Origin of the sequence: Glaciecola siphonariae (assembly GCF_042652645.1) — a bacterium.
GTDB classification, from domain to species: domain Bacteria; phylum Pseudomonadota; class Gammaproteobacteria; order Enterobacterales; family Alteromonadaceae; genus Glaciecola; species Glaciecola siphonariae.
Genome location: NZ_JBHSGU010000002.1, coordinates 1,493,073 through 1,517,883, shown reverse-complemented (window position 1 = coordinate 1,517,883; position 24,811 = coordinate 1,493,073). Strand labels below are relative to the sequence as shown.

At 45.2% G+C, this 24,811-nt stretch carries 18 protein-coding genes; 12 read left to right on the top strand and 6 right to left on the bottom strand.

Annotation, left to right across the window (positions count from 1 at the left end; genetic code table 11):
* The first annotated feature begins 4 nt into the window (after positions 1 to 4).
* From nirD to ACFO4O_RS08055, 10 genes are all read left to right on the top strand, one after another.
* A complete protein-coding gene (gene nirD / locus ACFO4O_RS08100) occupies positions 5 to 385 on the top strand; it encodes a nitrite reductase small subunit NirD (RefSeq protein WP_382407250.1) in 381 nt (126 codons plus the stop codon).
* A gap of 14 nt (positions 386 to 399) precedes the next feature.
* Positions 400 to 3,342 (top strand): nitrate reductase, encoded by a 2,943-nt coding sequence (locus ACFO4O_RS08095; protein ID WP_382407248.1) that lies wholly within the window; start codon positions 400 to 402, stop codon positions 3,340 to 3,342.
* 13 nt (positions 3,343 to 3,355) lie between these two features.
* A complete protein-coding gene (cobA, locus tag ACFO4O_RS08090; protein ID WP_382407246.1) occupies positions 3,356 to 4,306 on the top strand; it encodes a uroporphyrinogen-III C-methyltransferase in 951 nt (316 codons plus the stop codon).
* Positions 4,307 to 5,401 (top strand): glycosyl transferase family protein, encoded by a 1,095-nt coding sequence (locus ACFO4O_RS08085; RefSeq protein WP_382407244.1) that lies wholly within the window; start codon positions 4,307 to 4,309, stop codon positions 5,399 to 5,401.
* Between the two features lie 129 nt (positions 5,402 to 5,530).
* Positions 5,531 to 6,139, top strand: a complete 609-nt coding sequence (locus ACFO4O_RS08080; protein WP_382407242.1) for an ANTAR domain-containing response regulator — start codon at positions 5,531 to 5,533, stop codon at positions 6,137 to 6,139.
* 8 nt (positions 6,140 to 6,147) lie between these two features.
* On the top strand, positions 6,148 to 7,281 hold the full coding sequence (locus tag ACFO4O_RS08075; protein WP_382407240.1) for a CmpA/NrtA family ABC transporter substrate-binding protein: 1,134 nt from the start codon (positions 6,148 to 6,150) through the stop codon (positions 7,279 to 7,281).
* Positions 7,282 to 7,675: 394 nt separating this feature from the next.
* The gene (locus ACFO4O_RS08070; RefSeq protein WP_382408281.1) at positions 7,676 to 8,992 is read left to right on the top strand and encodes a CmpA/NrtA family ABC transporter substrate-binding protein; all 1,317 of its coding nucleotides are present in this window, start codon (positions 7,676 to 7,678) and stop codon (positions 8,990 to 8,992) included.
* A 57-nt stretch (positions 8,993 to 9,049) separates the two neighbouring features.
* Positions 9,050 to 10,066 (top strand): ABC transporter permease, encoded by a 1,017-nt coding sequence (locus ACFO4O_RS08065; protein WP_382407238.1) that lies wholly within the window; start codon positions 9,050 to 9,052, stop codon positions 10,064 to 10,066.
* A gap of 22 nt (positions 10,067 to 10,088) precedes the next feature.
* Positions 10,089 to 10,943: an ABC transporter ATP-binding protein gene (locus tag ACFO4O_RS08060; RefSeq protein WP_382407236.1), complete on the top strand. Its 855-nt coding sequence runs from the start codon at positions 10,089 to 10,091 to the stop codon at positions 10,941 to 10,943.
* Between the two features lie 215 nt (positions 10,944 to 11,158).
* Positions 11,159 to 12,319, top strand: coding sequence for an alginate export family protein (locus ACFO4O_RS08055; protein ID WP_382408279.1), 1,161 nt, complete (start codon positions 11,159 to 11,161; stop codon positions 12,317 to 12,319).
* A gap of 199 nt (positions 12,320 to 12,518) precedes the next feature.
* Here ACFO4O_RS08055 and ACFO4O_RS08050 read toward each other — a convergent pair whose 3' ends face one another.
* The 4 genes from ACFO4O_RS08050 to mutS all read right to left on the bottom strand — a co-directional run bounded on the left by ACFO4O_RS08050 (position 12,519) and on the right by mutS (position 19,571).
* Complete coding sequence (locus ACFO4O_RS08050) at positions 12,519 to 13,730, bottom strand: hypothetical protein (protein WP_382407234.1); 1,212 nt, start codon at positions 13,728 to 13,730, stop codon at positions 12,519 to 12,521.
* Between the two features lie 4 nt (positions 13,731 to 13,734).
* On the bottom strand, positions 13,735 to 16,116 hold the full coding sequence (locus ACFO4O_RS08045) for an EAL domain-containing protein (protein WP_382407232.1): 2,382 nt from the start codon (positions 16,114 to 16,116) through the stop codon (positions 13,735 to 13,737).
* On the bottom strand, positions 16,106 to 16,762 hold the full coding sequence (locus tag ACFO4O_RS08040) for a methylamine utilization protein (RefSeq protein ID WP_382407230.1): 657 nt from the start codon (positions 16,760 to 16,762) through the stop codon (positions 16,106 to 16,108). The genes ACFO4O_RS08045 and ACFO4O_RS08040 overlap by 11 nt, the downstream gene beginning before the upstream one ends.
* Before the next feature lie 163 nt (positions 16,763 to 16,925).
* On the bottom strand, positions 16,926 to 19,571 hold the full coding sequence (mutS, locus tag ACFO4O_RS08035; RefSeq protein ID WP_382407228.1) for a DNA mismatch repair protein MutS: 2,646 nt from the start codon (positions 19,569 to 19,571) through the stop codon (positions 16,926 to 16,928).
* Positions 19,572 to 19,776: 205 nt separating this feature from the next.
* On the opposite strand from mutS, the gene ACFO4O_RS08030 reads away from it, so the two are divergent.
* Together ACFO4O_RS08030 and recA are read left to right on the top strand one after the other, a co-directional pair.
* Positions 19,777 to 20,280 (top strand): CinA family protein, encoded by a 504-nt coding sequence (locus tag ACFO4O_RS08030; protein ID WP_382407226.1) that lies wholly within the window; start codon positions 19,777 to 19,779, stop codon positions 20,278 to 20,280.
* A 347-nt stretch (positions 20,281 to 20,627) separates the two neighbouring features.
* Positions 20,628 to 21,674, top strand: coding sequence for a recombinase RecA (gene recA / locus ACFO4O_RS08025; protein WP_382407224.1), 1,047 nt, complete (start codon positions 20,628 to 20,630; stop codon positions 21,672 to 21,674).
* 66 nt (positions 21,675 to 21,740) lie between these two features.
* On the opposite strand, the gene ACFO4O_RS08020 is transcribed toward recA, so the two are convergent.
* Together ACFO4O_RS08020 and ACFO4O_RS08015 are read right to left on the bottom strand one after the other, a co-directional pair.
* Entirely contained in the window at positions 21,741 to 22,121 is a 381-nt protein-coding gene (locus tag ACFO4O_RS08020) for an EscU/YscU/HrcU family type III secretion system export apparatus switch protein (protein WP_382407222.1), read from the bottom strand.
* Between the two features lie 112 nt (positions 22,122 to 22,233).
* Positions 22,234 to 24,738 (bottom strand): hypothetical protein, encoded by a 2,505-nt coding sequence (locus tag ACFO4O_RS08015; RefSeq protein ID WP_382407220.1) that lies wholly within the window; start codon positions 24,736 to 24,738, stop codon positions 22,234 to 22,236.
* Between the last annotated feature and the right edge of the window lie 73 nt (positions 24,739 to 24,811).

The window sequence follows — 24,811 nt, the reverse complement described above, 5'->3', positions numbered from 1 at the left end:
GCTTATGCAAAGCACCATGACTAGCGCAGTAAACAAACAGGCGTCGCAGTGGCATAAGGTGTGTCACCTCAGCGAGCTCGTCATTAACTCGGGTGTCTGCGCGTTAGTGCAAGGCCAACAAATTGCTCTGTTTGCACTTAAAACAGCAAAGACTGAGGCCCCAAGCGTCTACGCGTTAAGCAATTTTGACCCTATTGGCTTAGCGAACGTGATGTCTCGTGGCATTATTGGTTCAATTCAGGGGGAGCCAGTCATCGCTTCACCCCTTTACAAACAGCACTATTCACTCTTAAGCGGTAAATGTTTAGAGCAAAGCGAGTATGCGCTTGAGGTTTACGACACACACATCATAGATGAGTGGCTTCACGTTTCGCTTAAGTGTTAAAAAAGGCTGTCTTGATGCCAACGAGTACTCACATCCGCGAAACGCAAATAAACACAACTTGCGCATATTGTGGGGTGGGGTGTGGCCTTACAGTGAATAAGCAAAGTAAATACTGTGTAAAAGCAGATAATACCCTTGTTGAAGCACAACACACGCTGCCAAGCCTTGCCGGTGACGTAAATCACCCTGCTAATTCAGGTAAATTGTGTGTTAAAGGAAGCCATCTACTTGACACCAATAGCTTAGAAGGGCGCTTGCTCGCACCCACAATTAAAGGTGAACAGGCCACTTGGCAAGAGGCCATTGGCTATGTTGTAAACGCAATCAAATCAGTAGTAAACGAGCATGGTCCGCAAGCCATTGCCTTTTATTTGTCTGGCCAATTGCTCACTGAAGACTATTACGTAGCCAACAAGCTGATGAAAGGCTTTATTGGCAGTGCTAATGTGGATACCAATTCTCGCTTGTGTATGTCTTCGGCAGTAGCAGCCTATAAGAGAGCGTTTGGTGCAGACGCCGTTCCCTGCTGCTATGAAGACTTATCAAACAGCGACTTAATCGTGCTGATTGGTTCAAACGCAGCGTGGACACATCCTGTGCTTTATCAGCAGATGCAAGCTGCAAAAGCCGCGCGCCCAAATATGAAAATGGTGTTAATCGACCCTCGCGTAACTGCCACAAACAGCGACTGCGATCTCCATTTAGCCATTAAGGCAGGCAGTGATGCATGGTTGTTTAACGGACTACTTAACTTTCTGCACGCAAATCAGCTTTTAGATGTGGACTTCATTCGCAGACACACAGAGCACTTTGAGGCGTGCATAGCTAAAGCCAGCAGTGCCACCATAGAGCATGTTGCGCAGATGTGTGAGGTCGATGAAAAAAGCCTGAAAACCTTCTATCAATTTTTTGCCGATGCATCTCGGGCTATTTCGTTTTATTCGATGGGGATAAACCAATCCAGTAGCGGTGTAGATAAAGCAAACAGCATTATCAATTGTCACTTGGCTAGCGGTAAAATTGGTAAAGTGGGTAGTGGACCGTTTTCTATCACCGGGCAGCCAAACGCGATGGGTGGGCGTGAAGTAGGTGGCTTAGCAAATATGCTTGCCGCTCACATGGATATAGAGAATGAGACTCACCGCGATATTGTCGAACGATTTTGGCAAGCACCCCGTTTAGTCACTCAATCTGGTTTAAAAGCCGTTGATATGTTTGAGGCGATGGAACAAGGAAAGATTAAATTTATCTGGATAATGGGCACTAATCCTGTGGTGAGTATGCCTAATCGGGGTGCAATAGAGCGAGCTCTACGCAAATGCGAGCATGTAGTGGTCAGCGAGGTCGTTGACAAAAATGATACGCTTCCCTTTGCCCACGTTGCACTGCCTGCAACACCTTGGTCAGAAAAAAACGGGACGGTAACTAACTCAGAGCGCTGTATTTCTCGTCAGCGCGCCTTGTTGCCACCAGCCGGACAAGCAAAGCATGACTGGCAAGCAATATGCGAAGTAGCAAAACACTTAGGTTTAGCGCAAGCCTTTAATTTTAAGCACCCCAGTGAAATTTTTAGCGAGCACGCCAAGCTCAGCGGATTTGAAAACAACGGCTCGCGCGCATTTAACATTGCGGGCTTGAGTGATTTAGATGAGCGGGCTTATGATGCCCTTCAACCCATACAATGGCCTGTTTTCGATAAACATAGCAGCGGCACTCAGCGCTTGTTTACCGACGCTAAATTCTTTACCGCTTCGGGAAAGGCGCAGTTTGTAGCGATACAACCACGTCAGCCAGAGCAGCCCTGCTCAAAGGCATATCCCTACGTGCTTAACAGCGGAAGGATGCGCGATCAATGGCATACCATGACGCGCACAGGTAAAGCCGCTAAACTGCTTCAGCACACCCAACAGGCTTATGTTTATATGCATCCGCTTGATGCAAAGACCTTGGGTGTTCAGCATGGCGATTTTATTGCCCTGCGCAGCAAGCAAAGTCACCAAAGCCCCTGCATTTTGCCTGTCAGCATAGATAACAAGCAGCCCATCGGCGCGTTTTTTTGCCCCATTCACTGGAGTAAATCAAACAGTTCCCATGTAAAAATAGCGGCCTTGTTTAGCTCTGCGAAAGACCCGCTTTCAGGTCAGCCTGAGCTAAAGCACGCTGCGGTATCGGCCAAGGCTGTGCATATGCGAGCGAGTATGCGTATATACACAAGCGAAAAGCTTGATGAATCACGCCTACATGCGCTTGCGGATTATTTTGTCTGGATGCGGCTTGATACAGGCTTTGTTTATCAACTTGCCTTACTGCCCGACGAACTAAAAGAAAAAACGACAAGCGAACACTGCTTTGCCTCTGCTGCTGACTGGACACACTTTGTGCATAAACACATATTGGCATGCAGAGACTTAGCGCAAGACGCGAACAACCCTATCACTGCAGAGCTTGAATCATTTGGTGCTTCTTTACTTTTACCCCCTGCATCAGACTCAACGCTGTCTTATCAACACATCTGCTTACAAAGCAAGCGACTGATATTATTTAGCACTTGCCACTTCAAGGAGAATGGCGCGGGGAGGAGCGATGCAGGCGAGCTTCCCACTAGCAGTGCCAATCTTGATAACTGGCTAGCCCACTTATTATCGCTTGATGCAATGACAGAGCAAGACACACACTTGCTTTTGAGGAATCAAATAGAAGCACGCTTTGCACAAGGTCGACAAATATGTAGCTGCTTTAAAGTGCATGAAAAACCCATCATCAGTGCCATCAAACAAGGCGATGATTCGGTCTATGCCTTGGGCAAACGCTTAAACTGCGGAAGCAACTGCGGTTCCTGTAAGTCAGAGTTGAAATCGTTGATCGATGAACACAAACAACATAGCAGCGCAGAGACATTGCAAATCGCACTGCATCAACAAACTAATACAAGCATTGATATAAAGGTGGAGATATAAAATGGCAAGCTTAATGAGCACAAAATCAAAGCCTTTGCTCACATTACTTAGCGATTATTGGAAAACGGCTACTGGTCATTGGGGCCTATATCGCGTGCGTACTTTTTTTGATGCCAAGTCTTTCGCACGCTTTACAACCCTCAGGGAAAACACGGCTCCCTGTGAAAGGAAAGCCAATAAGGGCAAGGTATTGCTGGTGGGTGCTGGCCCGGGTGATCCTGATTTATTAACACTCAAGGCATGTAAAGCACTCGCTCAGGCAGATTATGTATTGTTTGACTGGCTTGTTAGTAAAGACATACTCGCGCTCATCCCAAAAACTAGCAAAATTGAATGTGTGGGTAAACGCGCTGGTAGGCATTCGATGACCCAAAGTCAAATCTGCCATCGCATGGTAGAGCTTGCTTTAAGCGGAAAGCGCGTGGTGCGTTTGAAGGGAGGCGACCCAGCTATTTTTGCGCGCACCGCAGAAGAAACTGATGCTTTGATGACACATAATATTCCTTTCTCAATCATACCCGGCATCAGCGCTGCTAGCGGCGCCTCAGCCTATAGCGGTATACCACTGACGCACCGAGACTGTGCGCAATCAGTGCGGTTTGTAACCGCCACTATGCGTACTAAAACCGAGCAGCCCCATTGGCAATCGCTTGCTAAGGCAATAAACACGCAAACCTTAGTGTTTTATATGGGCTTAGGTCGCTTAGAGATGATTGCAAGCGAGCTTATATCAGCGGGTGTCTGTTGCAATATGCCGGTCGCATTAATTGATAAAGCCACAAGTGCACAACAGCAAATTTGTGTAGGCACGCTTGAAAATATCGTGCACAAATGCAATCAAGCAGAACTTGATGGACCCACGCTCATTGTAGTCGGTCGTGTGGTAGACAAACGCGCCGATGTTACCTTGGCTACTGAACTAATGAGCCTCGCTAGCACACATGGTAGCGGTGCAAAGCTGTAAATGAATATTTTGGCAATGCAAGAAATCACGCAAGAAACTATGCAAGAAAGTATGCAGGAAACCACGCAAGACACGAGGCTCACTCAATCAGACGCCGTTGCTGAGTTTGCTGGCTATATTAAGATCATAGGTCGCGGGCAGAGAACGAGTTCGAGCTTAACGCAAGCGCAGGCCTATCGAGCCATGTTGCTCTTACTCAATGAGCTTATATTACCCGAGCAGGAGGGGGCATTTTTAATGCTGCTCAGGCTAAAAGAGGAGAGCATTGACGAGATTGCGGGCTTTACTCAAGCATGTCGTGATACTGCGGTTTCTGCTTATCAAACGCTGAATGTTGACCTCGATATTAGCGCCTATGCGGGAAAGCGACGTCAATTGCCTTGGTTCATGTTAGCCATTGCAGTGTTGGTGCAAAATAACGTCCGAGTGCTCTTGCATTCAAGCGAAGAGCCTCATTCAAAACGCTTTTATGCCAAACACTTTTTATCTCAGTTAGGCATAGATGCGTGCCAGAGTCCTACAGAAGCCGCAAAACAACTCGAGCAAGCAAAGTTTTGCTTTGTTGAACTTAAGCAACTTCATCCAAAGCTATATCGCATTCTCCAACTGCGTGAAATCTTTGGTTTACGTAGCTGTGCAAACACACTCGCTAGGCTGCTCAACCCAAGCCGAGCCTTATATTCGATGCAAGGCGTGCATCATCGCCATGTGGACACTCGCCACATGGAAGTCTCTCAGCGTTTAAACGATGCAAACACGCTGTGCTTTCGCGGCGAGGGCGGTGAGCCAGAAATTAAACCTGAAGTAGACACTTTGCTGTGCCTTAATCGAGGTCAGCGCATGGCACAAGCTATTATTCCTGCCGCTGGCCAGTGGGCTATTAAGGAGAAAGCATTTTCTGCGGCGCAGGCCATAAAGCTCTTTAAAGGCACAAGCATGCACAAGTATGGTGAAAATGCTGTACTTGATACGCTAAGCGCTGCATTGGTCTTGCTACACGATATAACGCCCTTTGAAGCAGCAAACCTAGCGGCGGATCAATGGAATAGGCGAGATAAGCGCAAGTGTTTCGTTAATTTAGAGGAAAAAAGCTAGCTCGCTAGAGGTTGGCAAACGCTTTGCATCATAAGGAGTTAGATGGAAGAGTAACCAGCTTAAATGGCTCGTAACTTCATCAGTATTGCTCTTCTTCTACCCAACAGAGTTTTGCGCTGAGGAATTTAAATGCCAGAAATAAAGCCTACCGATGAAGTGGGTGTACTCAACATCTTATTGGTGGATGAAAATATAGAGCGTGCGAGAGCCATTTCTGATGCACTAGACAGCTCTCGATACCGCATTGCTCACATTGCGCAAACGGGATTGTCGATTCTCAAGCAAGTCGACGACTTAAAACCCGATATGATTGTCATGGATATTGAATCCCCAGACCGCGATGTACTCGACAGCTTACACTTACTCTCCAGTGTCAATCCTAAACCCATAGTGATGTTTGCAGAAAAGCACGACTCGGACACTATTCAACGATCAGTTAAATCCGGAGTGAGCGCCTATGTCACAGGAAATATCAATCCTGAGCGTGTTCGCGCAATACTCGATGCTGCCGTGGCAAGATTCGATGAGTTTCAGGCAATTAAACAAGAGTTACTCCTAACTCAACAGCAACTTGCCTCCCGAAAAACTATTGATCAGGCCAAGCGTTTGTTGATGCATAAGCAAGGCCTAAGCGAGCAGGATGCTTTTTCCTCAATGCGCAAAATGGCTATGGACTCTGGCCAAAAACTAGAACAAATCGCCGCTACTTTACTCACCGTACTCAAAAACCTCCCGTAGGCATTACTATGAATCTTTCTTTACTATCTCGCCCTCTGAATATCGGTATAGTGCAACTCACTGACTCCGCTCCTTTGATCATGGCCAAAGAGCTTGGCTTTTTTCAGCGCTATGGGCTTGATGTAAACCTACAGCTTCAACCTTCATGGTCAACCCTGCGCGACAGACTAGACGCCGGCGTAATAGACGCGGCGCAACTACTCGCGCCCATGCCTTTTGCTAATCATTTAGGATGGATGGCGGCACAAAATGACATCATTGTACCGATGATATTAAGTCAGAACGGGAACGCGGTAACCTTATCAAACGCCTTGATTGACGAAGTGAAAAGCTGCCATCAAAAAGAATATATTCAGTACCCATTGAGCGCGAGATATTTAAAGGCGGTCATTGAAAAGCGTAAGCAATACGATTTACCGCCTTTGCGACTGGCCAGTGTTTTTCATTTTAGTTGCCATCGCTACCAATTGCTCGACTGGCTTGCACAGGCTGAGATCACAGAAAAGGACATTCGATTGCTCGTTATTCCACCGGCTAAGTTGGCTGATAGCCTTCAAGCAGGCGATATCGACGGCTTTTGTGCAGGGGGACCTTGGAATGCAAAGTCAGTGCGCTTGGCTCAAGGCCACACTGCATTGACTTCGTTTGATATATGGGAAGATAAATTAGAAAAAGTCTTGGGCTTAACGCGACGTTTTTATCATCAGCATACCGATACGATACATGCACTGTGTGCTGCTTTGCTTGATACCTGTGAATGGTTAAAGGATATTCCAAATCGCTTTGAGGCTGCCAGAGTGCTTTCAAAAAGCGACTGGTTAAACGAAAGCCTAGACATTATCGCCCCTTCACTGCTCGGCAGTTGCCTCACGCAGGTAGATACCGAGCCGAGGCACATTCCCCATTATAATCGCTTCTCATCTTTATTCTCGAGCACCACGGAGAGTCAATATTCGGTAAATCGTCCCACTCAGGAGCAAGCAGCATGGCTTCTTGAGAAAATGCTTCGCTATGATGCTAAAAAAAGTCACGACAAGCATAGTGACTCAGCGCTTGCTTACAGCATTTTTAGGGAAGATATTTTTGAAAAAGCCAGTGACATGCGCCTGAGCGCTCGCACACCAAAGGTGCATAATAAATAAATATTGCACTTTAAATAGACAAATAATCGATAATTTAAAGGTAAATTTAATGTTAAGTCATTGAAATTATTTATTAATAATTTTTGGCATTCATGATGCATTAGAGTAAATAAATCGCAAATCAAATGCGGTATAGACATCACAAATCAAAAACATGCACTGAAGCATGTAATCGGCAAAGCTGCCCGCGCACGAATGACTGCAAATCATTTAGGCGTGGGTTTTTTTTTGGCTGAAATGAAGCATCGAGCATTTGTTTCATTTTCATTTTTTCATTTTAAACAGGAACACAAAGATGAAGCTCACTCTTATTTACAAAGCCACCAATATAGCTACTAACATATCGCGAAAAGTCCGAAAACTTAGCATAGTCACCGTTAGTTGCTGTTCTTTGATGCTTGCACATTCCGTCATCGCAGAGGAAGTGGGTTACGCAGAAAAAGAAGAACTGAAATTTGGATTTATTAAACTAACCGATATGGCGCCTTTAGCGATTGCTTATGAAAAAGGCTACTTTGAGGATGAAGGCTTGTACGTGACGCTTGAGGCACAGGCAAACTGGAAAGTATTACTTGATAGGGTCATTGATGGTCAATTAGACGGTGCGCACATGCTCGCAGGACAGCCCCTCGGTGCCACAATAGGCTTTGGTACGCAGGCTCACATCATCACAGCCTTTAGCATGGATTTAAACGGCAATGGCATTACGGTATCCAATCAAATTTGGGAAGAAATGCAGCCTTATGTGCCACGTGAAAATGGCAAAGCAGTACTGCCAATTAAAGCCGATTACCTCAAACCTGTGGTGGATAAATATATCGCTCAAGGTAAGCCGTTCAAAATGGGCATGGTGTTTCCGGTATCCACCCATAACTATGAGTTACGCTATTGGTTAGCAGCCGGCGGTATTCACCCTGGTTATTACGCACCACATAAAGGCGATACAAGTGGGCAAATTGACGCTCAGGCTCAATTGTCTGTCACACCTCCACCGCAAATGCCAGCCACAATGGAAGCCGGCACGATTTACGGATACTGCGTTGGCGAACCGTGGAATCAGCAGGCTGTATTTAAAGATATTGGCGTACCGATCATTACCGATTACGAAATTTGGAAAAATAACCCTGAGAAAGTCTTTGGTGTGAGCAAGGCTTGGGCAGAGGAGAATCCAAACACTCACATTCGCGTGGTAAAAGCCATGATCAGAGCGGCGATGTGGCTTGATGAAAACAACAACGCTAACCGCCCAGAAGCGGTAAAAATTCTCGCGCAAAGTAACTATGTTGGGGCCGATGCGGATGTCATCGCAAACTCAATGACCGGCACCTTTGAATACGAAAAAGGCGACGTGAGAGAAGTGCCAGACTTTAACGTGTTTTTTCGCTATCACGCTACCTACCCGTTTTACAGTGATGCGATTTGGTATTTAACACAAATGCGCCGCTGGGGACAAATAGCAGAGCCAAAGTCAGACGATTGGTTTATGGAAACTGCGAAAAAAGTGTATCAACCTGCCATTTATGCAAAAGCTGCCGAAGCGCTTATTGCTGAAGGTAAGGCCAAAGCATCTGACTTTCCTGATTTTGCAACTGAAACGGGTTTCAAAGCTCCCCAAACTGAGTTTATTGACAATATCACCTTCGATGGCACGCAACCAAATGCGTATCTATCAGAGTTTGCAATTGGTTTGAAGCCAGATGAAAAAATTTAAGCTGGGTAATTATTTGTCTGAGCTTAAGCTTTCTAGCTCAGTTAGGAGGAGTTGTTTATGACGCAATCAGCAGGCACCACCGCAATAGGCGAACATGCAAGGGTAAAGAGCATTTCCCGTGTGTTAAGCGATACCTTAAACCGTATCAAAACTCAAAACGCAGCGAACATTATTTTGCCGATATTAGGCCTTATATTGTTTCTCCTTCTTTGGTCTGTGCTTGCCAGTAAAGTCGATACTTCGCTGGGCAAATTCCCTGGGCCTGCGCAGGTGTGGGAACAAAGTGTAGTTTTGTTCGAAGAGCACCAAGCGCAACAAGAAAAAGCGCAGGCCTTCTACGAGCGACAAGAAACTCGAAATGCAGAACGTGTGGCAAAAGACCCTGACTATGTACCAAAAATTAGGAATTTTACTGGCGCCCCGACCTTTTTTGACCAGATTTGGACTAGCTTGTACACGGTAAGCATCGGCTTTTTAATCGCATCAGTCATTGCAGTACCCATCGGTATTTTATGCGGCCTCAGTCGTTCTGCCTATGCTGCAATTAACCCGCTTGTTCAGCTGTTTAAGCCGGTTTCTCCACTAGCTTGGTTGCCTCTAGTTACCATGGTGGTAAGTGCAGTCTATGTCAGCGATGATCCTATGTTTGCCAAGTCGTTTGTTATCTCTGCTTTCACTGTTTCATTATGTTGCTTGTGGCCTACCCTACTAAACACCGCAGTGGGCGTGTCGAGCATTGATAATGACTTAATCAACGTAAGCAAAGTGCTAAGACTGAGTACCCTAAAGCACATTACTAAAATTGTCTTACCATCGAGTATCCCCATGATCTTTACTGGCTTAAGGCTAAGCTTGGGTATTGGCTGGATGGTGCTTATAGCCGCTGAAATGTTGGCGCAAAACCCAGGCTTGGGTAAGTTTGTCTGGGATGAGTTTCAAAATGGTAGTTCAGAGTCTTTGGCGCGCATTATGGTGGCCGTGCTTACTATCGGCATCATCGGTTTTTTCTTGGACCGCTTAATGCTAGTCATTCAAAAAACCGTCAGTTGGGACAAATCTGTCTCACTTCGATAGGTCAGTAAAAAGGAGAAACACTATGTCTAAACCTAAACATTTAGAATTATCGCAAGTAGGAATCGATTTTCCGACACCTAAAGGTCCTTTTACTGCCTTACAAAACGTGAATCTTGTTATCAAAAAAGGCGAGTTTATTTCTTTAATAGGGCACTCTGGCTGCGGAAAATCCACAGTGCTAAACATTGTTGCCGGCTTGTATCAGGCAAGTCATGGCGGGGTTATCTTGGACAATAAAGAAGTGAATGAACCTGGCCCTGAGCGCGCGGTTGTGTTTCAAAACCATTCTTTGTTACCTTGGTTATCGGTCTATAAAAATGTTGAGTTAGCCGTCAAACAAACCCGTAAAGGCCGAAGTAAAACTGAAATTAAAGAATGGGTACAGCACAACCTCGATTTAGTACAGATGACCCATGCTGCAGACAAACTGCCGTCCGAAATCTCCGGCGGGATGAAACAAAGGGTTGGTATTGCAAGGGCGCTCTCAATGGAGCCAAAGGTACTGTTGATGGACGAGCCATTTGGTGCACTTGATGCCCTCACTCGAGCTCATCTTCAAGACTCGGTAATGGATATTCATGCAAAACTTGGTAATACAGTCATCATGATTACTCACGACGTAGATGAGGCGGTGTTGCTCTCTGATCGCATTGTCATGATGACAAACGGCCCTGCAGCAACAGTGGGTGAAATATTGGATGTTGAGTTAGCGAGGCCAAGAGACCGAATAGCGCTCGCCGACAATCCAAAGTACAACTCATACCGTCATGATGTTTTGCGCTTCTTATATGAAAAGCAAAAAAAGATTGAGCCTGTTCATCAGGCCTCAACAAAAACAAGCAAGCGCATATCAACCGGAAGGTCAAATGCGGCATGAAACATAGATTCAGACAGCGCATAAAACCTTAATACAACACTCAAAAAACGCCAGCATTTAAGTAAAGCAGGAGAAGTCCGATAACCTGCTTAAGCTTTATGCGGCCAAAATTTAAGCTACACACTAAGGAACACAAGATGAAACGACACCTAAACACAGCACCTTTCCAAATAAGTCAACTTAGCCTGATAGCCTTAGCCTTGGGCACAACCAGTATGTTCTCAACAGAGGTTTATGCGCAAACTAACAGTGTTTACGATGCCATTAGCTCAGGTACTGTCTTCGCAGATTTTAGGTTACGTTACGAGGGTGTTTCACAAGATAACCCGCTTGAAGATGCTGATGCATTAACCTTTCGCACGCGTCTTGGCTATCGCTCTGGAGATTTAAACGGCTTTTCATTTACTGTTGAAATGGAGGATAACCGAATTGCGCTCGGTCAAGGCGACTATACTGTGGGCCCCAGTGGATATAATCCAGGCCTATATTCGGTGGTGGCAGACCCAGAATTTACCGAACTAGATCAAGGCTTTGTTCAATATAAAAAAGACGGATTTACAGCTAAAGTTGGTCGTCAGGTCATTGCCTTAGACGGACACCGTTTTGTTGGTCATGTAGGCTGGCGTCAAGACCGCCAAACCTTTGATGCTGCTACAGTGGTTTACGCGCCAAATAAAAATTTAAAAGTGCAGTACAGCTATGTGGACCAACGCAACCGAATTTTCGGTGAGGATGCCGATTTAGATGCAAAAGATCATTTCTTGAATGCTTCTTATCAAAGTTCTTTAGGCAAGTTAGTCGCTTATTCTTATTTGCTAGAGGTAGACAATGGCACAGACAATAGCCTAGACACTTATGGCGTGAGTTTTAGGGGGGCAAAGGAATTGGCAGGAACGAAAGTTTCTTACGGCGTTGAGTATGCGACGCAAACGAATACTAATGCCACACTGGACGCTGATACTGACTATATTCAAGCAGAGCTCGGTGCCGATATTTTAGGCATAAACGCAAAGCTTGCTTACGAAGTCCTTGGCTCTGATGATGGCGTTGTGGGTTTCAGTACGCCACTTGCTACGTTGCATAAGTTTAATGGTTGGTCAGATCAATTTTTAGCAACACCCGCTGGCGGTTTGGTCGATACAAGCTTTAGCCTCTCAGGTAAGTTAGCAGGCGGCAAATGGTTAGCGGTATATCACGACTTTAAGGCAGATGAGGCAAGCGCCACACTCGATGATTATGGAACTGAGATAAACCTGCAATATGTCACAACGCTTGCTGAAAAGTATCAAGTGGCCATAAAGTACGCGGATTATTCATCTGATGGCTTTAAAGTCGATACTGAAAAACTGTGGGTGTGGGTGTCTACGAAGTTTTAACACAGTTGCTTGTTAGCTGAGCCTTATCTATTAAAGGCTAATCTAAGCTGATAATCGTTGAACAAGCCCTCGTAAATAAGTAAATAAGTAAATAATTAAATAAGTAAATAAATAAAGCGGAAGTTGAGGTTAAGACCAACTTCCGCTTTTTCGTTTTACACAGAAAAGATGGTCTCCTTTAAAGGCTATTTCCTTATGTTTAAAATGTGTAGGCCAACACAAATCTGGCTTGTTGGTCTGTTTGTGCGGTGGGCAGCAAAAGTTGAGAGCGATTCTTGGCATCATTTTTATTCACATGAAGCTCTATCCCTAGTTCAAGGTTGGTTTTGATTTTATAGCGCCAAGCCGTGGTCAATGCCGCTGTGTGGCTGTCATTTTGGTCTTGTGGCATAGTGTCGTCTTCGCGAATGCTTGCGTATTCAAGACGGGTGCTCAGGCGATGTTTTAAGTGTGAGTAGCTGAGCATTAAATACACTGATGTATAGTCAACAAAAACCGCATTTGGGCCCATGTCGGTGCTGCCGTGGAGTAATTGTGAGAGCAGCCTCAGTGAAGGCGACAGCGTGTGGCTGACCGCTAAACTATGGAATTTTGTATCCCATGCGTACAGACGTTCTGCGTTTAATGCTGAGGCATCGGCGTTATTGTTGTAGTAATAGTATTTAATTAAACTTGAGCGCTGATAGTTTAGGTGTGCGCCAATGTAATAACCCCAGCGACCGTCTATTTCTTCAAAGGGTTCAACCCAAGACGGAGAATTAATCGACGCCTGATCAACGATGCTCGGGATAGCCGCAAAATTGACTCGGTCACGGTGTAAAGATTGTCTGTCATGATAAGCAAATCCGCGCCAGCTGAGTAGGGTACCTGCGGGATCGTTTCCTTTAAAAATGCCAGTGTTTATCTCCCAGCTCCATGGACTTTGCCTGCGACGTCCATTAGAGAAGGCGGATGCTTCAAAACCTGCGATTCTCACTTCTTCACCTATCCATGAATTGATAGCTGACTGCGTATAGGTGTAGGGTGATAGCCATCCATCGTCAGTATTTTCAACTGACCAATGTGGATAGAAAAAGCCGGTGCGATATTTGAATCTAACCGCATTTGGGCTCAAAGGTTTGTATTGCACAAAGGCCTGAGTTAACCCAAGGTGCTGCTCACCATCAAGGTAAGCATTTGCTATTACCGTTGCGCTCAATCCGCTAGCAACTTGAGTGTGATAATGCAGCAGGCCTTGAAACACCTTAGCGCCATTATCATCAAAACGAAGAATGCCGGTGCCTTTATCTTGGTACGACGGTAGTGCGTTCGCAAGATTGAGCCCAAGCTCCACTCTGCCTTTTATGCTGCTAGCGTCAGCTAAAGGGCTAAGTCCGGCTAAATAAAAAAAGAGTAAAAAACGATACAACATGTATTTATATCTGCGCTATCGAGCCATTACGCTCATGTTCTTGAGTAAACCATTGTGTAATGGCATTTTCATCTTTCGGTCGGGATATGTAGTAGCCTTGCGCATAAGAACATCCCATTGTTTTCAATAGTTCAAGCGATGCTTCATCCTCAACACCTTCAGCGACGGTGCTCAAACTTAAGTTTTTTGCCAACGCAATAAACGTCGATACCATGACCTGATCTTCTGAATCCTTGGCCAGCTGTAATACAAAGGCTTTATCAATCTTAAGTTCTTTTACCGGCATTTTTTTAAGTTGCGCCATAGAGGAATAACCAGTACCAAAATCATCAATCGAGAGCTTTATGCCTATTTTAGACAGCAATAAAAGCGCCCTGAGTGCGAGTTCCGGCTCTTCCATTGCGGTACTTTCAGTTACTTCAATAATTAAGCGGTCAGCGTCTACTTGATGCTCATGAAGGGTGTTTACAACAAAATCGGTGAATGCGGTGTCAGCCAAATCAATGGCAGAAATATTCACCGCCATTTGAATGTCAAAACCTAAGCTTCGCCATTTACAATGCTGCACGATGGCTTGTTTTATTACAAAGCGGGTGATGGCTTTAATGTGACCCGACTGTTCCGCTAACGCTATAAACACATCGGGCGGTATAAAGCCCTGCTCAGGGTGTATCCATCTTGCTAAACATTCTACGCTTTTAACCACATCATCTTGCAAACAGAGCTGAGGTTGATAGTGCAAGCTAAGCTGTCCATTTTTGGTGATATTAATCAAATCACTCATTAAATGAAGTTTGTCAGTGTCAAATAAATTAAGCGCGGGGTCGAAGATAACATAAGGAGCATAGCGACTTTTTGCCATTTTAAGCGCGATGTCGGCCGCTTGCGACAGCGCTCTGGCATCAGTGATGCGTGCATCCGTTTGCGCATACCCAATCTTAGCGTTAACGCCAAAGCTTAAGCCGTTAAGGTTAAACGGGCGCTGCAGGCAGTTTAGTACATCTTCAATGATGTCTATATGTCGAGTTTCATCTTTGATTAATATACCAAATTGATTGCCAGCCATTCTTATGACCATCTCATCGTTTGAAAAGTGCGCTGACAGGCGCTTTGCAATGTTAACTAATAAGTGGTCTGCTGCCTCGTAACCGATTGCTTCATTGACGTCAGTGAAACGACTTATATCGACTAGTACTAAACCTAGATACGCTCGTTTTGTTAGGCGAAGATGATTATCAACATGCTCATAAAAGGCGGTGCGGTTAGGAAGCGCGGTAAGACGGTCTACAAAGGCTAACTGATGAACTTCTTGATTACGCTTGTTTAAATTATTGTGCATTTGCGAAATTGCGGTTGATAAGTCATTGACTTCTTTAGTGTTACCATTGGGTATGTTGACCGGTAAGTCTCCATTGCCAATGCTAGCAGCCACCTCACTGAGTCTTAGCAGCGGCTTAGATAAGCTGTCGGAAAACACTAGCGCAAATATACCCACAAAGAGCGTGGCCATCAGCAATAGCAAAATAAGCTGCTCTAGCAAGGCGGTATAAGATAAAAACGCTTTTTCTTCAGGCGTAAATAACATCAAGGAAAGCGACAAGTTTGCTTGCGATACGAATTCAAGCACTGCCCCAAAATATTTATCTTGGCCCACTTCGCTTGCATACAGCTCGCTCTTGATCCCTTGGCGCTGATCATAAATGCTTTGCGTTAAGCTTTTGTCTAAACTCGCTGAGATGATGCTCGGTGGCGCCTGATCATTTGATGCAAAGTCACTAGATGCAAGCACGGCGAACTCAAGATTTGAAAGTGCCGACACATCTTGGTCGAATACATTTTGAATGGGTTTTGCAAATACCAACCACGCCATAGCCGTGCGCGACAGAGGCGTGTTTTTTACCGGCACCGCAATGAGCAAATAATAAGTGTTATTCATTTGCACCCAACCGCCGGTTGGGGAGCTATAGATTTGTAGATTTTCAAGGCTGTTGAGCGTGAAGCCCGCTGAGCGAGAATTTACGTCTCCGTTCGAGGATAATAAAGCAAACTCGCTAGTATCGAAGCGTTCCGCGAAATTTTGTAGTGCAATATTAAGCGATGCCTCATCGTTACTCGCGTTTAATACGAGTGATTTCAAGCTAAAGTCATCGCTTAGATTAAGTGCGGCTTTGTTAAGCACGCGAGCAACGTCGTACACGTGTTCAAATATAACCACCTTCGACACGTTGATATTGTCGATAAGTAACTTCTTGGAGTGATTAATCGCAACAGACTGCACCGCATAAATGGTAATTAATACTAAGCTAAGCACCATCGCTGAAAAGCTCAAAAGAAGCTTGGATTTTAGCGAGATGTTATTAAGCTTAACTCCCAGCCTAGTAATCATCGAGTGCTCCAACACTGTCATAGCCTGTTAAGCTAGGTAGTAGGTCGTCGCTAAGCGCGATAGTGCTGACTTGGTTTGCCTGATTTATTATCAATTCATGGATGCTTTGCATATCATTTTTGGATAAACGCGGGTGCCAAACAGATGCGCTGTAAGACCCCTCAGGCAACTCTACATCGACAATGCCTTGTGCGTTGGTTTTACCGAACCAGTCAGCATCGCTAATGAACACATAGGCCAACATCCAGTCGTGAATATTGCAGCCAAGCTCTACAATCCCCGCACTGTCGAAGCTTATCGGCTTTGAGGTGAACTGCTCTTGTAGGTTTACCTCAAAGGTTTTGGCTGGTGAAAACGAATACACATGGTGCGCGACGGTATCGTTATTCGGAAAGGTCACTTGCGTACCAACTGGCACGACGGATATGTGGGGCACAAACTGTTGGTCTATTTGTTCAATCACAACCGGATCTGCTGCTTGACGGGCTAAATCAGTGGATGTTTTTGTTTGAGCGCTTATTTCTACTACGATATTTGATAAAACGACGCCGTTTTTGTCGGTCACTACTACACGCGATTTAGCATAACTAAAGCTGCAGGCACTTAAACATGCCAACAGGACGAGACCTTTAAGCGTACGATTCATTTTAACGACCTTTCAAATGGCGAAGACACGGCTTATAGATGTTATCGCCTTGAAAGCGGAATTAATTAGACAAAAAATAAAAGAATTTATACGGAAACAGCGCGTTTACAAAACGCAGGGCTTTAAACGCGCTAAGTAGTGAAAGCTCCTCATACATAACTGGCTATGATAGCTGTTTTCGCCATTCATAAAGCATCGCCTGCGCCTCTCTGGGGCTTAAAGCGTCAAGGTCTATCGCTTTAAGCTTTTGCTCAAGCCAGTGTGGTGCGTCCAAGCGCATTGGCATTTGCTCAAATTGACCTATAGCATCGGCATGCTCAGGTGCAGTATTGGCGGTTTTGCTGCTTTGCGACTCACCATTTGGCTGATTGTGTGCGCCAGTCATTTGCCCCGCGACGCCACTTTTTTCTAAAAGCTCGAGTTTGTGTTTTGCAACATCCAGCACACTTTTAGGCACACCTGCTAATTTGGCAACCTGCAGCCCGTAGCTTTTGCTCGCGGCACCTTGCTGAACTTGATGCATAAACTTTATGTCATCATTGTGCTCCACCGCATTGAGATAAACATTTTGAATATGAGGATGCTGTTGTTCTAAGGAGGTTAGTTCAAAGTAATGGGTCGCAAAAAGCGTGAAGCAACGCGTTTTGTTGGCAAGATACTGTGCACAAGCCCAGGCCAAAGAGAGCCCATCATAGGTGCTCGTGCCGCGACCAATTTCATCCATTAATACCAAGCTGTTTGCGCTTGCGTTATTGAGAATATTAGCGGTTTCGGTCATTTCTACCATAAACGTAGAGCGACCGGACGCAAGGTCGTCAGCGGCACCAATTCGCGTAAATATACGGTCTATCGGGCCTATTTTAGCACTTGCAGCAGGAATAAAACTGCCGATGTAACTTAGCAATACAATCAGGGCAGTTTGACGCATGTAAGTTGATTTACCACCCATGTTCGGTCCTGTGATCATGAGCATCTGCGTTGAGTCAGACACATACAGCGGGTTGGCAATAAACGGCGTTGACATCACACTTTCAACCACCAGATGTCGCCCAGCATCGTATTCTAACAGCTTCTCTTCTACCAACTCGGGAGCAACTAAATCGAGGCTGTCGGCGCGCTCGGCAAAATTTACCATTACGTCAAATTTGGCAATAGCCGCCGCACTTTGCATAAGCTCGCTAAGGCTTGGCATTATTTCATCAAACAGCGCCTCATATAAACGCTTTTCCAATGCCAAGGCACGACTTTGACTGGTGAGTACTTTGTCTTCATGCTCCTTTAGCTCAGGGATAATATAGCGTTCGTTGTTCTTAAGTGTTTGGCGGCGAACGTAATCAGGCGGCACTAACGCACTGTTAGCGCGGCTAACTTCAATGTAGAAGCCATGCACTTTATTGTAATTAACCTTCAAAGTTGAAATGCCAGTGCGTTCGCGCTCTCTGAGTTCAAGCGCATCTAGATAGTCTGTTGCACCTTGTGCTAAGTCTCTTAGTTCATCTAGCTCTTGGTTATAGTCAGGGGCAATAACACCGCCATCGCGCAGCACCACTGGTGGATTTTCAACGATGGCTCGGTTGAGTAAATCGGCCAGCTCTGGATAGTGACCAATAGCATCAACATAGCTTTGTAGTGTTGTATCAGCGCCAGAGCTATCTAGATTATTAATAAGCTGCAGCAGGTCTGGTAAGTGATTAAGTGCATGGCTTAAACGGGAAAAGTCTCTTGGTCGAGCGCTTCTTAGCGCCACGCGAGCTAGAATGCGTTCAATATCGCCTATCTCACGCAAAACGAGTTGCAAGGGGGCATAGTCGCTTTGCTGGACCGCGTGAATAATCTGGTGGCGCTGATTCAGTTCTTCAATATCGCGGGTAGGTTGGTGCAGATAACGCTGAAGCAAGCGCGACCCCATCGATGTAGCGGTGTTATCTATCACGCTTAATAGCGTATTGTCATGAGTGCCGGAAAGGTTGCGGGTAAGCTCAAGATTGCGCTGGGTGGCTGCATCCATATACAAAATATGCTGGTGATTATCGTGAGTGATCTGCGTTATGTGGGCGAGTTTGGTGCGCTGAGTTTCTTGTACATATTGCAAAACGCAGCCGGCGCTGCCAATAGCGAGCATGTCGGCGTCTACGCCAAAACCATCTAAGTTGAGGGTTGAAAACTGAGCATTAAGCTTGGTGAGCGCAGTTTGCTGATCAAATTCCCATACCGGTCGGCGCCGCTTTCCTTTGTATTTATCGAGTAAATGGACAAAGTCAAAGTCTTCACTATACAAAAGTTCGGCTACTTTTATTCTCTCTAAAGCTGCTAAAAATGCGTCTTCGCCAACGCAGTCGATAACATGGAAACGTGCGCTGGAAAGGTCGATATATGCAATGCCAAATACGTTTTTATGGGCGTGGACCGCTGCCAGCACCGCATCTTGTCTATCGTCGAGCAAGGCTTCATCGGTAAGCGTGCCGGGTGTTACAATTCTGAGCACTTGTCGGTCTACAGGACCTTTACTGGTGGCAGGGTCACCCACTTGTTCGCATATGGCTACCGATTCTCCCATTTTGACTAATTTTGCTAGGTAATTTTCAGCCGCGTGATAGGGTACACCCGCCATTGGAATAGGTTCGCCGCCCGATTTACCTCGTGCAGTGAGGGATATGTTAAGTAAGTTTGCTGCTTTTTTGGCGTCATCAAAAAACAGCTCATAAAAATCACCCATGCGATAAAACAACAGGGTGTCTGGATGCTGCGCTTTAATACCTAAATATTGCGCCATCATAGGCGTATGGTTACTTTTTACATCACCTTGCATAAATGCCCTGAGATAAGTCGCGTATCATGAATCGTTGGCGCAAAGCCTTGTCCTTACTATTTATGATTGTATGTGAGCTTGGCATCAATATCTTTTTCACGCTAGGGCAGAAGCAAACTAGGGTGTATTAGTGTTAATAGATGCGCTATCTTTATTGGTAAATACGAGTAGTCTAATGTAAAACTTCGGAATAAAAAACGCCTGTATGCTCGATGCGCAATTAAAGAATAAATATCAACTCTCATTACGGCTTGGTGAAGCCCTTGCTCAAGAACAGCGCACTGTTTGTACGGTTGAGTCGTGCACAGGTGGCGGTATTGCGTTTGCAATCACCGATGTGCCTGGTTCATCCGCTTGGTTTGAACGCGCTTGGGTGAGTTACAGCAACGAGGCAAAGTCTCAGTTGGTTGGTGTTGAGCCTACTACCCTTGATGAGTTTGGTGCGGTTTCTCAAGAAGTGGTTACGCAAATGGCCTTTGGTGCGCGCCAGCGTGCCAATGCCGATTATTCACTTGCGGTAAGCGGCATAGCAGGGCCATGCGGTGGCAGCCCTGGTAAACCCGTTGGACTTGTTTGGTTTGCAATCGATACGGCGCTCGATACATATACCTTCTCGCGTTGTTTTTCTGGCGACCGACAGCAGGTGCGTGAACAAGCCATTGTGCTGGGCTTAGAAAAACTGATCTCCTGTGTAGTTAACGCACAATAAAAGACATGTCATACTTTTCTTGAAATTTAACAGTAGTGCAAAATCGTTATGACTTGTCATATATGCGGCACCTGTCTTTGTGTGACCGTACTGATTGAACTACTGGATAACTAGATTGATTACTACATGAATAAACGATGAAAGAAAGCATGTTTGTCTAATATCTCGTCTAGTTTTTGAATAAATTCATACACTTACAAAATAATATAAATTAGCGGTTGAAACTGTATGGTTATACAGTATACTTCCGATATAAATGATTGCATGTGTGGCGGGGCAAAAAGCGCTGACAGGCAAGACGTAAATAAATCAGTGCTAACAGACTGCGCAATAAAAGGATACAAACCGTGAGCGATAAAAAGAACCAAGCGTTGAATGCCGCATTAGGTCAAATCGAAAAGCAATTTGGTAAGGGCGCAATTATGCGCTTGGGTGACAATCAAGCCATGGATATTGAGGCGATATCAACAGGCTCATTGAGTATTGATATTGCTTTGGGCATAGGTGGATTACCGTGCGGTCGAGTGGTTGAAATTTATGGTCCAGAATCGTCGGGTAAGACCACACTTACCCTGCAGGTGATTGCAGAAGCCCAGAAAAAAGGCAAAACGTGTGCCTTCGTGGATGCAGAGCACGCCCTTGACCCTATATACGCTGAAAAGTTAGGTGTGAACATACAAGACCTATTAGTCTCTCAGCCCGATACTGGCGAGCAAGCGCTTGAAATATGCGACATGCTAGTACGCTCAAGTGCGGTTGATGTGGTGATTGTTGACTCGGTCGCGGCACTTACCCCTCGTGCTGAAATTGAGGGCGACATGGGCGACTCTCACGTGGGTTTGCAAGCGCGCTTAATGTCTCAAGCGCTGCGTAAGCTAACAGCGAATATTAAGCGTTCAAATACTTTGGTGATATTTATTAACCAAATTCGTATGAAGATTGGCGTAATGTTTGGTAATCCTGAAACCACAACCGGTGGTAATGCGCTTAAGTTTTATTCTTCTGTGCGATTGGATATACGCCGTATAGGTGCAATTAAAGACGGTGATGAGGTTGTCGGCAACGAAACACGCGTGAAGGTAGTGAAAAATAAAGTGGCACCGCCGTTTAAACAGGCTGAATTCCAAATTATGTATGGCGCAGGAATAAGTAAAGAAGCCGAATTAATCGATTTAGGCGTCAAACTTAAATTCGTTGAAAAAGCCGGTGCATGGTACAGCTACAATGGCGATCGTATTGGCCAAGGAAAAGCTAACGTTGTTAAATATTTAAAAGAACATGTAGAGATGGCTAACGAGATAGAAGGGCGCATTCGCGGAGAACTTCTGCTTAAGAAAACCGTTAAACCTGAAGACGTCGAAAAAGAAGCGCTTCCAGAGGGAACGTCTGAGTAAGCATAAACACATAGCATAACGGTTAAACCATGCTTGCCCCCTGACCACCCTAGCGTGCTCGGGGGCTTATTCTATAAAGTCGATGCGTTTATGTGTGTTTTCCCAACGAGCAGGGAATTTTCCTTGAAGGACAAACGAAAACGCGATTAGCTCAGCAATAACTTGATACATGCTCTGGGGAATTTCTTGCCCTAAGTCTAGGTGATATAAAATTTTGCTCAGATGCGCATCTTGGTGGATAAAAATACCGTGCTGCTCGGCTAATGCAATAATTTCGTCGGCGAGCACGCCGCTTCCCTTTGCGATGACCTTAGGGGCTGCAGACACCTCGTTTTGTCCGTTCCCAAGGGCACCATATTTAAGCGCAATTGCCTGCTGGCTTCGCGTTTGGGTAATTGCGTGGTTATTGTCTTTATTGCTATCGTATTTACTACCGCTATCGTTCATGAATATGTTTACCGCATGTTGTTTGTGTCATATAAACAAGTTGTTTGTTTAAAATAAAAATGCACCGTCAAGTAGGTGGTGTACTAATCATGAATCAGCACGCTACACCTCTCTACGCATAAGCATGCATCACATTTAGTTGTGTTTTAAATAGGGTGTCATCTACTTTGCCAACATCACATTTTTGCGAGTTAACGACTATACCCAATGCCGCCAAGCGCTCGCTTAAATATGGCAAATAGCGCAGCACTCTGCTTTTAAGAGCGTCATTTGATGCATAAAGGTGCAGGTCTATTCCCTGATTGTTTGTTTTCGTGGCAAATACGGTTTTTGCTAACACGGTGCCATGTTTTCCAACATCAAGTTTCATATCGAGTCGCCAAGTGCTAGCGCCGCTAGTGCCATCATTGCCATCTTTATCGTTTTTATCTCTTTTGATGGCAATTTCAATATCTTCACCTTGTTTATTCATAACGTTTGGCAGCGCATAAAAGTAGGTGTCTTGACCTTGCAGTGTTGCCTCTGCAGCGCGTAGTTTATGGGTATTATGACTACTTAATAATTTGCCTATGCCGCTTATTAGACTCCCTCGAGGGTCTCCAGCAGCGATGTCTTGCAGGACTCGCGCGCTTAGCGTTTTGTCAGCTTTGGGATTGGTTTGCTTAAGGACATTACCTGCAAAGCTTATAAGCACGGGTAATAGCTCTGTTGAGCGCGCAGCACTAGATGAAGAATGTGCAGATGGGCTGGCGAGCTTCGTTGCAAGGCTCAACTTTAAAAGGCTGACAAGCCCCTCTACAAAGTTATTTTGCCCGCCTATTTTTGATGGCCCAATCGCTTGATTAATTTGCGTTACCGCTTGTGCGCTTAAGGCGCTGCGCAGCATATCGGGTAAGTCAGTGTCGACGGAATCGTTGAGTTCTATATTTTGTAGGGGTGCAGGTTTTTGCGTATTTGATATTTCTAAACCGTCAGCAATTTTCGCATCTAGCTTAGCTTTCGCATGACTATGTTCGTGGTTTTGACCATGTATTTGGCCATTTATTTGACCATTTAATTGACCATGAAGAGGCTTGTCCAAAATTTGCGTAAGCTGCTTGAGTAGTGGCGTAAGCTCGGAACGTGTTTCTTTACTGCCGTTTTGAATTACCTGCTCTAAGCTCGTTTTTACTTGCTCTAGCACCGGCGCGCTGGGCTCAGAATGTGCCATAGTGTGATTAAGAGCGCTTTGTATTTTTAACGATACATTCGCAAGTGCTTCTTGAGACATAGTTTGTTGTAGCTTTAGCAGCAGACTATTTTTGATAAGCCCCGATTGGCTTGCATCCGCATTCAAACGAGTATTATTTGGCGATACGCTAGCCTCGCTCTGTAAACTTATGTCGCCCGTGCCTTGAGTCTTTTGCGCGTTAGTGCGCTGGATTATGTCTTGTTCAAAGGCTTGTAAATCACCCTGCGGGAATTTAGTGTTAAGCACACTGCTCTGCATCTGCAATATTTGTGGTTTGGCGATGGCGCTTAGCGTAATTTGCTGGCTACCAGTACTCATTTGCGTCGAATTCAAGCTGGTTTTTGACGTACTTGTAATTAGCAGCCTAGCTTCCTCCACCAGCGAAGGGGGCAGGGACTTTTGAATTTGCTCCAATAATCCTTGCGGTAGCAACTTAATCAGCCCATTTTGTAGATTAGAAATCAAAAATTGATGCTTATTGGCATCTGATCCTGAGGCGCTTGTTGGTTTGTTGAAGGTAAACAGTGTTTTTTCAGAAATGCTTTGTACAAGCGATGATAATTGCCGATTGCTAGCGTTTACTTTTGCGATTTCGTTTTGGCTGAAATTAACGCCGCTCTGGGTCTGTATGCTTTTAATCATATTTGCAGACTCGTGAGGCTTGCTTACTCCGGCGTTTATGTTATTCACTGACAAGGTCATAAACACATTATCAGTGTTTTTTAACGTTGATGCTAAGCGAGTAGGTATGGGCAGGTTTATCTGCAAAGCTTTGCTATTCAATCCGCTCATTTGCACTTGCGCGAGGGCACTTAACGTTTCTCCCTTACCCGACATTGATATAATTTTAGCCATCACTGGAAGCTCAATGAGTGGCTGTCCAAGCTTAATCGCGTTTGCAGTCAGCGCCCTTGCTAACGCGCTTAATTTCGTATCAGAGCTATCTATGCTGAGATAAGCAGCGACACTTAAGGAGGCTTTGTTTGCCACCCCTTTGCTGATGTCAGGCCAAGTTTCTACCACCGCATTTTGCAGCTTATTGGTGAGCGGCTGCCCAAAGCCCTGCTGGTTAAACTGGCGCAGTTGAGAGGGCACTACGGAAAAATTTAGCGTCTTGGTGTTTGCGCTCAGAAGCACAAGTGTGTCACCACTTTTTGGCAAATTTGCTGTGTTTATGGCCGATGCGGGCAGGTTAAAGCGCTGCTTATTGGCATTGTCTTGCAGGGTAAGTTGCTGACTGTTGCTTGCAAGCACAGTAAAACTGACGCTGTTTTTTGCGTGCGTCACCTTAGCGGTGTGGCCACTAGCCACACTATGCTGATGTGAGGATGCAATTTCTTGCATCCTAGTAAGCGCTTTTACAGCGGGAATAGGGTTTTGATTCATACTTCATTTATCGGCAAACGCCGGTGATGTATAAGCTTCGCTTTTTGTATCTTTTGCTCAAGGCTTAATAGCT